Origin of the sequence: Micromonospora tarensis, from assembly GCF_016803395.1 — a bacterium.
GTDB classification, from domain to species: domain Bacteria; phylum Actinomycetota; class Actinomycetes; order Mycobacteriales; family Micromonosporaceae; genus Micromonospora; species Micromonospora tarensis.
In genome coordinates this window covers 1-11,888 of sequence record NZ_JAEVHL010000200.1, presented here as the reverse complement: position 1 = coordinate 11,888, position 11,888 = coordinate 1, and the positions used below count along the sequence as shown (strand labels likewise).

Here is an 11,888-nt window from a genome sequence, read left to right as displayed (position 1 = left end):
CGGGTCGATGGGCAGCCGCCCCCGGTCGGCGAGCACGCTGGCGCGCAGCCGCTCGATCCGCCCGCTGTCGTCGGCGACGAAGACCTCCCGACCGTCGGCGGCGAGCGCCACCGCGAGGCCGGCGGTCAGCGCGGTGGCGTCCTCCCGGGCGGTGACCAGTGCGACCCGGGCGGGTTGCCGGACCCGCTCGGCGACCGCCATCGCCACGTATCGGACGTCGGCGTCGACCGCGCGGGGGCTGCCCCGGAACGGCGGCCGGCGCACCGTGCCGAGCAGCGGAAGATTGGAGGCGTCCCGGCCGTCCGCGACCGAGCGGACCCGCCGGTCGGTCGACTCCCAGAGGTAGGCGAGCACGATGCCGATCAGCGCGCCACCGAGCAGGCCGGCGACCAGGTAGAGCAGCCGGTGCCCGGCGGAGGTGACAAGGGCCCTCTCGGCGCTCTGGGTGACCCAGCCGGGGTTGACGTCGACGGCGGCGATCTCGGTGCGGGCGGCGTTGAGCTGGGTGAGCTGGTTGTTGATCCCGGCCAGCTCGGCCACCAGGGCATCGCCGGCGGCGCTGTCCTTCGCGGTGTTCGCCCGTTTCTGCAACGCGACCTGTTGGGCGGCGACCTTGGTGATGCTGGCGTCGTAGGAGCGCAGCATCTCGGCGCGCTGTTGCTCGTACATGGTTCGTCGCACGCTCAGGTAGGCCTCGGCGGCCATGTTGGCGCTCTGCACCGCCCGCTGCGCGTCGCGCGCCTGGTAGGTGAAGCGCAGGATCTGCCCACCGGTGGGCACCTCGACCTCGAGCGCGTTCCGGATGTCCCGCGGGTCGGCGCCGGCCGCGTCGGCGAGCCGCTGCACGACCTCGGTGCCGGTGGCGATGCCGCTCTCCACGTTCATGTTGACCGCGCGGTCCGCGCCCGCGCCGCTGGGGGTGAAGGCGTCGGTCACCACCGGCCGGACCGCGACCACGGCGCTCGCGGTCAGCGCCGCCGGCACCAGCACCACGTAGCCGAGCGCGGCGAGCAGGCCGACCGCGGCCACCGCCGCCACCAGCCGCACCCGGTGCATCGGCACCCGCAGTAGGTCGGTGAGGGTCACCGAGCGGGTGGAGTCGGCGGGCGGGCCGTCCGTGGGCCAGGAGCCGGGCGCTGCATCAGTCATGGAACTTCTTCACCGTCTGTTGAGGATTGCCGACCACCACCACGCCGGGTGGCACGTCCGTGCGAACCACTGTCGCCGCGCCCACGACGCTGTCCCGACCGACCCGTACGCCCTTCATGACCAGGGCGTGCGCGCCGACCCAGACGTTGTCCTCAAGGACGATCGGGGCACGGGTGAGCGGGCCGGGCGGCGCGTGCCGCTGCTCGGGCGGCAGGTTGTGGAAGTCGTTGTCGAGCAGTTCGCAGTCCGACAGGAGGCACCGGTCCCCCACCGTCACCGACGTCCAGGTGCCGATCCAGGTGGCGTTGAGCAGACAGTCGGCCCCGACCCGAACCTCGCCAGGGCCGGCGAAGCGGACGAGCTTGTTCAACCGGGTGCGGTCGCCGATGGTCACCCGTACGCCGCGACGTAGTCGGATCCGACCACGGATCTCCACGTCCCGGCCGAGCGTCAACCGTCGGTAGCGGAGGCGGTACCAGCCGCGTTTGACCGCGAAGACCAGACGCACCGCGCGTCTCGTTCGGATGCCAGCGGCGCCGTGCAACGACCCTCCCCAAGTCGCGGGGCCGGCGGCGGTGGTGCCGCCACCGGCCCAACGTGAACAATTTACCGATGCTCCGTTACGAACTGTTGACCCTTACTGTACGGAGAAGAAGGTCGATGGGGTAGACCAGGACAACTCGGGCGTCGCCGTGGCGATGACAGTCGCCGTGGTGCCGTTGACCGCCACGCTCGGCGCGGCCGTCGGGTCGAACGCCACGCTGCGCAGCGCGCCGTCGGTGAAACCGTAGACGATCTGGCCACCCACCCAGGCCATGCCGCGCACCCCGGACCAGGTCACGCCGCTGGTCGGCAGTGTGAACTCGGTGGCGCCGAGGTAGTTGCCGTCGATCTCGAAGTAGCGGTAGTAGAGGTTGTTGGTCCCGGTACGGGTGTAGTAGAGCCGGCCGTCGAGGAAGAAGGCGCCGGTCAGCACCGCCGGGTTGAACCAGTCGTTGTAGCCGGACGCCTCCCACGGCGAGCCGATCGCGCCGCCGCTGAAGAGCGAGACGTCGATCCGGCTGCCGGTGGGCGTGCCCGCCACCGTGTGCGACCAGTAGATCCGGTCGTCCACCCGCCAGGTCGCGCCGGCCGCCGTGTACGCGGGCTGGCTGACCGTGGCCGGGGTGCCCAGCGCCGTCCCGTCGAACGGCACCTTCGCCACGGTGCCCGGACCGGTGTTCAGGTAGAGGTTGCCGGTGGTGGCGGCGGGCGGGTTCTTCGGGGTGAAGGTGCGACCGCCGGCGAGCGGGAACATGCCGAGCCGGCCGTGGTACTCCTCGCCCATGCCGTCGGAGTTGTGCCCGAAGTAGAGACCGTCGGAACCGCGCCAGAGCACCGGCACCGAGGAGCCCCAACTGCTGGTGCCCGCCGGCATCGAGGCGCTGCCGCTGCGCCGCGGGTTCCAGTTCACCGGCAGACCGGTCGCCGGGGTGACGGCGGCGATGCCGAGCCGGTCGATCGCGCCCGGGCCGGCGTTGTCGCTGGCGTTCGGGTTGTTCAACCAGCGGAAGTGCCCGCCCAGGTAGATCACGTTGTCCGCCACCTCGACCGAGGTGATGGTGTCGTTGCCGGTGTAGTCGACCCAGGTGGCGAGCTGGCCGCCGCCGCGCGCGGCGGTCTCGAAGCGGACCAGGGCGTCGCAGTACGCGGCCGGCCAGCCGGCGCCACCGTTGGTGCCGACCACGAACCAGCTGCCGTCACCACCGAACTTGACGTCCTGCACGTAGTGCACGAACGTCGCCGGCGACGCGCACCCCGGAATGAACTTGTCGCTGCTCCAGTCGATCAGCGTGGGCGTCGCGGCGACGTCCACCAACGCGATCTGGTTGCGCGACACGCCGTTGACGAGGGTGAAGTTGCCGCCGACGACAAGCGTGTTGCCGTCCGGGGCGACGTCGATGGTCCAGACGTACGACGTGGTGCCGTGCCGCCCGACCGTGGCGTCGATGACGAAGGTCGGGTCGATCGCGCCGGTGGTCGCGTTGAGCCGGCCGAGACCGACGTGCGCGGTGCCGTTGAGCCAGTTGAACGCCCCGGCCACGTACAGCCAGTTGCCGTGCAGGGCCAGATCACGGACCGTGCCGCCGTCGGAGCGACCGACCCAGCTGTCGATGATCGCGCCGGTAGAGGGGTTGAGCGCCACCAGGTTCTTCCGGGAGACGCCGTTGACGGTCTTGAAGGCGCCGCCGACGATCAGCGTGCCGCCGGGACCGGCGAGCAGCGTGTTGACCGCGCCGTCGAGCACCGGCAGGAAGGCCGTGGACATGGTGCCGGTGGTCCGGTCGTAGGCGAAGAGGTAGCGCTGGGTGACCCACGCGGAGCTGGCCGTCTGCCGAAGCTGGGTGAAACTGCCGCCGACGAAGACCGTGTTGCCCACCTGCGCGAAGGCGCGGGTCTCACCGTCTCGGGCGTGCGGGGTCACGTCTGCGGGATTCGCCGACACCACTGTCGCCGTCTCCGGGACCGGCACCACCGCAGCCGACGAGGTCGTGGGCACACCCAGAACCGCGGCGGTGATCGCCAACGCGACCACCCCCGCCCTAGTACGACGTCGTCCTACCGAACGCCACAAGTGCGAGAGTTTGGGCACGCTGCGCCTCCAAGATGGATGAGAACCCGAGGTAGCGTGCCTCGTCCAGCCTGGTAAGCAAAATCCGCCGATTGGGCGGTGCATGAATCCGCAAGCCGACAGAACGCCGGAGGATCGGATTGTCCGACCCCCGGCGAACGTCGTGCTGTCAGACGATGTCGATCGTCAGCGGCTACCTCCGGTGGGTTGCCGCAGGTAGGGATCGCGGCCGGCCTGCGCGAAGCCGGCCACCGCCGCGGCGTCGTGGTTCATCGTCATGTCGCAGGTCGACGTGCGGGTGGTCATGCCGGGCGAGTTGAAGTAGATGGCTGCCTTGATCTTCGGGTGCGCCTTCAGCGCCGCCGGGAAGTCCTGGAACCAGCGCTGCTTCGCGCCCGGGTCGGTGGAGTCGAAGTTGGTGCCGAACTCGGCGAGCATCCGGGGCTTGCCGGCACCGACGCCGTTCTCGTCCAGCCACTTGTAGAAGCCACCGATCGTGGTGCTCGGGCTCTTCCACACCGTGCTGCCGTTGCAGACGTGGAAGTTGTACGGGTCGTAGCCCACCCAGTCGACGTACTTGTCACCCGGGTACAGACCGGCGTACCGCGAGTAGTGCCCGGACCAGCCCATCATCGTCCAGACCCAGACCGCGTTGGTGGCGCCGGCCTTGACGAACCGGTCGTGCACGTAGCGCCAGGCGCGCACGAAGTCGGCGTCACTGCCCTTGCTCGGCTCGTCCTCCGGCTCGTGGTCGAAGCCCATGAAGACCGGGGTGTCGGCGGCGCGGATCCGGCCCGCGACCGCGTCGATGGTGCTGTCCTGCCGACCGCTGTAGACATCCGACCACTTGAGGGTGGTGCCGGCGGAGAAGTCACGGGACTCCCAGGCGAAGAACATCAGCCTGCCCTCGCGCATCTGCCGCACCTCGTAGGCGTCGGGGAACGCGCCGTTGCTGCCAACGTTGGAGAAGTCGTGGTAGCGGTGCACGATGTCGAACTTCCGCCCGACCTGCGCCTCCACGTCGGCGACAGCCTTGCCGTGGTCCCAGCCGCCGGACGCCCCGGCGGGCGAGTACATGCCCCACCAGGCACCGCAGGAGGGGACCAGCTTGTCCGACACCGACCCGCACTTGCCGGTCGGCGGCGTGCCGCCGGCACTCGGGGTCGCGGTACGGGTCGGGGCGACTGTCGGCGACGTGGTGGGCGCGGCGGTGGTCGGCGGCGTGCTCGGCGACGGCGGCGGCGCCGGCCGGGTGGGCGTCACCGGCGACGGCCGGGTTCCCAGGTCGTAGCTGATCACCAGGCTGGGGCGCAGGTCCGGGTTGCGGTTCTCGACCGACGCCCAGTAGATCCGGCTCTCCAGGCCACCCTGGGCCAGCGAGACCGTCCAGGTGCCGTTGCCGGTGACCAGCTTGGAGATGTCCCACTCGTTGAAGCCCTTGGCGACGGCGTTCACGCTGTCCAGCGCAGCACCGGCCGAGACCAGCGGAGGCCGCGCCTCGCGGGCGCTCAGCGGCGACGCGTGCGCCGTCACCGTGGCGGCGAACTGCTGCCAGGCGTGCACCCGCAGCGTCGCCCGGATGTTCACCGCGTTGGCCGGCACCGTGGTCACCGCGAACTCGATGACCGCTTCCCGGGCACCGCGCGGATTGCCGTCGCAGCGCGTCGCGCAGGTGGCCAGCGTCGTCTTGGCCGCGTTGTCACCGTCCTGCGTCACCGCGGTCGCGGTGGTGTCCGCCGCCGCCCTGATCGAGAGGTCGTCGCTGGCGAGCAGCGGCATCATGGTCGCCACGATGCCGGCCACCACCGAACCACCGATCACGCCGATGGCGATCGCCCTGCGCCTTGGTTCGGAGCGGAACCGGGCGATGCGGTGCAGTCCGTGCCTGGTCAAGGAAACTCCCTGTGTCTGCGTCCGTAACGGTGAGCAGCGTATCGATGACCAGGACAGGTGGCAGGTAGGACAGTTTTCCGTAAGCGCGTCTTAACCGTCAGCTAAGAAACTGCCTCAGGGAATGCCGGGCTCTCATCCCGGATGCGACCGAAGCCCGTCACACACCTTGCCCGCGCGGCACGCGCGACGTCAACGGGGTGCGCGGGTCGGCTACGTCCAGCTCCGCAGTGTTCGCCGACGCGGCACACCGCACAGACCCGTTCACCGGGTCGAGGTCCGTCTGCTCTGGACCGGCTGTCCGGTCGTCAGCTGGCGCGGGCGGCCGCCAGCGCGGCGGCCATCGCCGCCCTCGGCGCGGCCACGCCGGTGAACTGCTCGAACTGCCCGACCGCCTGGGCCAGCAGCAGGTCCAATCCGGACGCCACGCGCAGGCCGGCCGCCACGGCGGAGGCAGCCAGCGGGGTCGGCCACGGGTCATAGAGGGCGTCGAAGAACACCGCGCCCGCCGGCCAGGCAACCGCGTCGGCCAGCGGGTCGGCCACCCCCTTCGGCACGGTGGAGACGACCACGTCGGCGGCGGCGACAGCGCGGGGGGCGTCCACCCAGTCGACCGGCGTCAGCGCCACACCCAGCGCGTCCGCCACCGGTCGCAGCTCGTCGACCGCCTCCCGCCGACGGGCGACCACCGTCACCGAGGAGCAGCCCAGCCGCGCGGCGGCGGCGAGCGCGGCCGAGACCGCGATCACGCCGTCGAGCAGCACCGGCGTGCGGCGGGCCGCGGCACCGAGGATCAACCCGGCCAGCGCGGCGTGTTCCAGGCCGCCGACGGCGGCCAGCACACCCAGCGGGTCGGTCGGATCGGGGGTGTGCCGGGCCAGCGCGGCCCGCACCACCCCCACCTTGTGGGCGTACGTCGGGTCGTCGATCCCGGTGCCCCGGCCGGTGGCGTCGAGCGGGTCGACGCCGGTGAACGCGGCGATCAGCGCCGCCGCCGGGGTGGTGTTGGCGATGCCCATGTCACCGGTGAGCAGGATGCCGGCCCCGGCGTCGATCAGCTCGTCGGCGATCCGGATGCCGGTCCGCACCGCCGCCAGCGTCTCGTCCCGGGTGAGTGCGGCGGTCACCGCGAGGTCGCGGGTGCCGGCGCGGACGGACGCGGCGACCAGTCGGGGCGTGGACGGGTCGAGGATGGTCGCGCCGGACTCCCCAGGGACGGGCAGCGGGGTGGCCACCCCGACGTCGACCACGGTGACCGATGCGCCGGCCTGCCGGGCGAACGCGTTGACCACCGCGCCGCCGGCCAGGAAGTTGCCGACCATCTGCGCAGTGACCTCCTGCGGCCACGGGCTCACCCGCTGGGCGTGCACCCCGTGGTCGCCGGCGAAGATCGCCACCGCGACCGGCTCGGGCAGCGGTGGCGGGCAGACCCCGGCCAGGCCGGCGAGGCGTACCGACAGCTCCTCCAGCGCGCCCAGCGAGCCCGCCGGCTTGGTCAGCCGGCTGTGCAGCTCGCGGGCGGCGGCCATGGCCGCCTCGTCCGGTGGTCGGATCGCGGCGATCGTGGTCTCCAGCATCATGCCTCCATGGTCTCGCGCAGCACGGCGATGAACGTGTCGGTGGTGTGTCGGTCGCGGACCGCGACCCGCAGCCAGTCCGGGCCGAGGCCGGGGAAGGTGTCGCCTCGGCGCACCGCCCAGCCCCGCTCGCGCAGGGCGGCCCGGATCGCTGCCGCTCCCGCCAGGTGCAGCAGGACGAACGCGCTGGCGGGGCGGCCGACGACGCGTACCCCGGGCAGCTCGGCGAGGCGCGCGACCAGGTGGTCGCGGTCGGCGGCGAGGCCGGCGGCGATCTCGCGTTCGGCGTGCACCGCGACGTCGGTGGCGCAGGCCGACGCGGCGGCCAGCGCGGGTGTGGAGACGGCCCAGAGCGGCTGGACGGCGGCCAGGCGGGACAGCAGCTCCGGGGCACCGAGCAGGTAGCCGATCCGGAGTCCGGCCAGGCCCCACGTCTTGGTGAGGCTGCGCAGCACGAGCAGCCCCGGCAGGTCGCGCCGTTCGGCCAGCGACTCCGGTTCGCCGGGGTGCCCGCTGGCGATTGTGGTGTCGGCGAACGCCTCGTCGACCACCAGCACCCGACCGGGGCGGGCCAGCGCGGCGACGGTCTGGGCGGGGTGCAGGACCGAGGTCGGGTTCGTCGGGTTGCCGATCACCACCAGGTCGGCGTCGGCGGGCACCCGGGAGGGGTCGAGCCGGAAGTCGGCGGCGGCGTCCAGCAGCACCCGCTCGACCCGGTGTCCGGCGGCCCGCAGCGCCGCCTCCGGCTCGGTGAACTGGGGGTGCACCACCACCGGACGGCGAACGCCGCGCAGCGCCTGGGCGATGAGCACGAAGCCCTCGGCGGCACCGGCGGTGAGCAGCACCTCGTTCGAATGACGACGGTGTCGGGCGGCGACCGCGGCCCGGGCCGGTGCCGGGTCCGGATAGTGGGCCAGGTCGGTCAGGGTGGCGGCGATCGGGGTGGCCAACCACGCGGGAGGCGGCGCCTGGCGGACGTTCACCGCGAGGTCGATCAGGCCGTCGCCGACCTCCGCGTCCCCGTGGTGCGCGAGGTCCGGCTCGGCCGCGACGGCACTGCGCTGGTCGGACATGTCCGCGATCCTGCCGGGAAGGCGGCCGGTGGGACAGTCGATCCCACCGTAAGCCGCGTCACCACTCGCCGGTTTAAGAGTTCTTCTCATGTACGAATCGGAAATGTCATAACTTGACCACGTGAGCAACCGACCCCTTGCTGCCGCTGGTCGTCTCGTCCCTCTTCTCCGCGCCGGGCTGATCGCCGGCATCGTGATCGCCGCCGCCGCCTACCCACTGGTCGCCCTCACCGGGCTCGGCGCGAAGGCCACCGCGCACGCAGTGGAGCAGAAGACCAGGGTGCTGAAGACCGCCCTGCCCGCCGAGACCTCGTACGTCTACGCCCCGGACGGCAAGACCGTGCTGACCATGTTCTACGAGGAGTACCGGCAGTACACCAAGCTGTCGGACATGTCGCCGAACATCCAACAGGCGATCGTCGCCGCCGAGGACTCCCGCTTCTACCAGCACCACGGCGTCGACCCGAAGGGCGTCGCCCGTGCCTTCGTCGCCAACGCCCGCTCCGGCGGCTCCCAGGGCGCGTCCACGCTGACCATGCAGTACGTCCGAATGGCCCTGCGGGACAGCGCGACCACCCCCAAGGAGGTCCAGGAGGCCACCCAGCAGACCAGCGTTCGCAAGATCAAAGAGATGCGGATGGCGCTGGACCTGGAGAAGGAGCTGAGCAAGGAACAGATCATGGAGCGCTACCTGAACTCGGCGTACTTCGGGCACCGGGCGTACGGCATCTACGCGGCCAGCGAGATCTTCTTCTCCAAGACCCCGAAGGACCTCACCCCGGTCGAAGCCGCCACCCTCGCCGGGCTGGTCAAGTCCCCCTCCGAGTACGACCCGGCCGACTCCGACCAGAAGGAGGCCACCGGGCGGCGCAACTACGTACTGGACCGGATGAGCCAGCTCGGCTACCTCTCCCCCGACTCGGCCGCCGCCGCCAAGTCCGAGCCGATCCGACTGAAACTGACCACCCCGCCGCACGACTGCGCCGCGGTGGCGGAGAAGTACAACAGCTGGGGCTTCGCCTGCGACTACCTGAAGAACTGGTGGAGCGCCCAGCCCGCGTTCGGGGCGACCCGGATGGAACGGATGGACAACCTACGCCGGGGTGGCTACCGGATCGTGCTCAGCCTCGACCCGAAGATCCAGGAGGCGGCGGAGAAGAACGTCGGCGCCAAGGAGGGCACCGGCAGCCCGTTCGCCAACGGCATCGTGGTCTCCGAGCCGGGCACCGGGCGGGTCAAGGCGATGGCGGTGAACCGGACGTACTCGCTGGACCTGAGCGAGAACCCACCGAGTTCCAACCCCGAGGCCGGGCCGAAGGTGAAGGCCAACTACCCCAACACGGTGGCCCCGTTGCTCGGCGGTGGTGACCTGGCGGGCTACCAGGCGGGGTCGACGTTCAAGATGTTCCCGATGCTGGCCGCGCTGGACTCGGGAATGACCCTCTCCACCTCGTTCAACGCCCCCTACCGCTACCGGTCGGCGGTCTACGACGGCTGGTCCCCCTCCAACGCCAGCGCCGCGATGACCGGGCAGCAGACCATGTGGTCCGGGTTCGGCAAGTCGGTGAACACGTACTTCGTGTGGCTGGAGGAGAAGGTCGGCGCGGAGCGGGCGGTCCGGTTGGCCGAGCAGCTCGGGCTGCGCTGGCGCACCGACGTGGACCGGGACCACGCCTCGCCCGCGAAGGCGTCGAAGTGGGGCGCGTTCACCCTGGGCGTCTCCGACGCCACCCCACTGGAGATGGCGAACGCGTACGCCGCGATCGCGGCCGACGGCCGATACTGTGAGGCGATCCCGGTACAGGCGATCATGAACCGGGACGGCACACCGACCACGTACGCCACGCCTGGCGGCATCCACCGGGAGGTGGCCAAGCCACGGTGCCGGCAGGTGGTCAGCGCGGACGCCGCGCGGGCGGCCACCGACGCGGCCCGCTGCCCGACCGGCGACACCCCGGCGCGCGGCAGCTGCGGCGGCTGGTCCACGGCCGACAGCGTGCGGGGCACGGTCGGCCGCCCGGTGGCCGGCAAGACCGGTACCACCGACAGCACCCGGTCCGCCTGGTTCGTCGGCTACACCCCGGAGCTGGCCGCGGCGAGCTTCATCTCCGACCCGGACAACCCGTTCAACGCGGTCGGTGACGGGCAGTCCCAGATCCCGATCGCGGCCGTCGCGGAGACCCTGCGAGACGGTTTGAAGGGCACTCCGACCCGCCAGTTCACCCCACCATCGGACGCGATCGTCGGCTGACCCGGCCCGGGTCAGCGCAGGTCGGCGGCGACGAACGACCAGAGTTCGAGATCCACCCGGCCGCCGCCGGCCAGTCCGGCGTTGCGCAGCAGACCCTCGTAGCTGAAGCCGGCCTTCTCGGCGACCCGACGGGAGGCCAGGTTGCCGGGCGCCACCCGCAGCTCGACCCGTTGGAAGCCGTGCTCCAGGATCAGCGCGATGGCCACCGCGTCGACGGCCTCGGCGGCGAGACCGAAGCCCCGCGCCTGCGGGGCCATCGCGTAGGAGACCTCGGTGAGGCGGGCGCCCCAGTCGGTCCGCCGCGTCCACAGCGAGCCCACCACCTGGTCGTCCTCCCGCCGCAGCACCGCGTAGTGGTCACCGTCACCACTGTCGCGCCGCTGCCGGGCCAGATCGGTGCACCAGGCGTGCCCGTCGATCGGGCCGGAGTCATCCGGCAACGGCAGCCAGCGCCGGGTCAACTTGTCGGCGAAGACCTCCCCGACCGCCGTCGCGTCCGCCGCGGTGAGCCGGCGCACCTCGGTACGCGGGGTGGAGACGGTCAACGCCGGAAACCGGCGCACCGCCACCTGACCGATCACACCGACGCTCCGGTGGACGACGCGGGCACCGCCTCGGCCGCCGGGTCGGCCGCCGCCGCGGCGACCAACCGGGTGGCCGCCACCGGATGGCCGGCCCAGTGCACTGTGAGCTGCGAGGCGTGCACGTTGCGCCAGACGAAGCCCTCCGGCGTGCCCCCATCCCAGCTCCACGCCGGGCGTTGACCAGCCCGAGGGGTGAGCACCGCACGGTGCGCCTTGTGCCCGACCAGCACGGTGCCGTTGGCGGCCACCACGCTGTCGGTCTGCGCGGTCGCCTCCCGGTAGCCGGCCACCAGGCCGTCGCGACTGACGCCCACCGCGTCCAGCACCCCGCACATCGGCAGCCCGTCCAGCTCGCGGGCCAGCCAGAGCAACCCGGTGCCCTCGGCGACCACCGGACGCCCGGTGCGCGCCAACTCGGCCACCGCGATGCAGAGCCGCCGGTTGGCCGACAACTGCTCGGCGTACGCCTCGGGCAGCGCGCCGCCGACGACCAGCGCGCGGGTGCCGACCGGCAGCGCCTCGTCGTGCAGCGGGTCGATGGTGACGACCTCCGCGCCGGCGGCCCGGAGCAGCTCGGCGGTCTCCGGGTGACTGAAGCTGCCGCCCGGCCCACCAGCGACCGCCACCAGCGGACGGTTCGCCGGGGCGGTGAACGCCCCGAGGGCCTCCTCTGGCGACCACGCCGGGGCGGCAGCGGCGGGGCGGAGCGGGCCAGCCCGAGCAGCCGCTCCAGGTGACGGTGGCGGCGACGGC

General features: G+C 72.1%; 8 protein-coding genes and 1 pseudogene. 1 reads left to right on the top strand and 8 read right to left on the bottom strand.

Annotated features, from left to right (window positions below; all coding sequences use genetic code 11):
• The 6 genes from JM949_RS27415 to cobC all read right to left on the bottom strand — a co-directional run.
• Positions 1 to 1,149, bottom strand: a 1,149-nt coding sequence (locus tag JM949_RS27415) for a GumC domain-containing protein (protein ID WP_203151115.1), incomplete at its 3' end; no start/stop codon positions are given.
• Positions 1,142 to 1,657 (bottom strand): acyltransferase, encoded by a 516-nt coding sequence (locus JM949_RS27410; protein ID WP_309232353.1) that lies wholly within the window; start codon positions 1,655 to 1,657, stop codon positions 1,142 to 1,144. The genes JM949_RS27415 and JM949_RS27410, both read right to left, overlap by 8 nt.
• A gap of 129 nt (positions 1,658 to 1,786) precedes the next feature.
• On the bottom strand, positions 1,787 to 3,724 hold the full coding sequence (locus tag JM949_RS27405; protein WP_309232352.1) for a hypothetical protein: 1,938 nt from the start codon (positions 3,722 to 3,724) through the stop codon (positions 1,787 to 1,789).
• A 222-nt stretch (positions 3,725 to 3,946) separates the two neighbouring features.
• Positions 3,947 to 5,653 (bottom strand): glycosyl hydrolase, encoded by a 1,707-nt coding sequence (locus JM949_RS27400; RefSeq protein WP_203151113.1) that lies wholly within the window; start codon positions 5,651 to 5,653, stop codon positions 3,947 to 3,949.
• A gap of 305 nt (positions 5,654 to 5,958) precedes the next feature.
• Positions 5,959 to 7,227, bottom strand: a complete 1,269-nt coding sequence (locus tag JM949_RS27390; RefSeq protein ID WP_255545669.1) for a nicotinate-nucleotide--dimethylbenzimidazole phosphoribosyltransferase — start codon at positions 7,225 to 7,227, stop codon at positions 5,959 to 5,961.
• Positions 7,227 to 8,300: an Rv2231c family pyridoxal phosphate-dependent protein CobC gene (gene cobC, locus JM949_RS27385; protein WP_203151112.1), complete on the bottom strand. Its 1,074-nt coding sequence runs from the start codon at positions 8,298 to 8,300 to the stop codon at positions 7,227 to 7,229. The genes JM949_RS27390 and cobC overlap by 1 nt, the downstream gene beginning before the upstream one ends.
• 121 nt (positions 8,301 to 8,421) lie before the next feature.
• Between cobC and JM949_RS27380 the strand changes: the two genes are divergently transcribed.
• A complete protein-coding gene (locus JM949_RS27380; protein ID WP_203151111.1) occupies positions 8,422 to 10,551 on the top strand; it encodes a transglycosylase domain-containing protein in 2,130 nt (709 codons plus the stop codon).
• Positions 10,552 to 10,562: 11 nt separating this feature from the next.
• On the opposite strand, the gene JM949_RS27375 is transcribed toward JM949_RS27380, so the two are convergent.
• Both JM949_RS27375 and JM949_RS27370 read right to left on the bottom strand, forming a co-directional pair.
• On the bottom strand, positions 10,563 to 11,132 hold the full coding sequence (locus JM949_RS27375; RefSeq protein WP_203151110.1) for a GNAT family N-acetyltransferase: 570 nt from the start codon (positions 11,130 to 11,132) through the stop codon (positions 10,563 to 10,565).
• Positions 11,129 to 11,888: pseudogene (locus JM949_RS27370) on the bottom strand (cobyrinate a,c-diamide synthase); the annotation flags it as partial. The pseudogene JM949_RS27370 and the gene JM949_RS27375, both read right to left, overlap by 4 nt.

Bases quoted from the DNA above. Each gene is read 5' to 3' on its own strand.
- JM949_RS27390 (WP_255545669.1), bottom strand. From the start codon at position 7,227: ATGCTGGAGACCACGATCGCCGCGATCCGACCACCGGACGAGGCGGCC.
- cobC (WP_203151112.1), bottom strand. From the start codon at position 8,300: ATGTCCGACCAGCGCAGTGCCGTCGCGGCCGAGCCGGACCTCGCGCAC.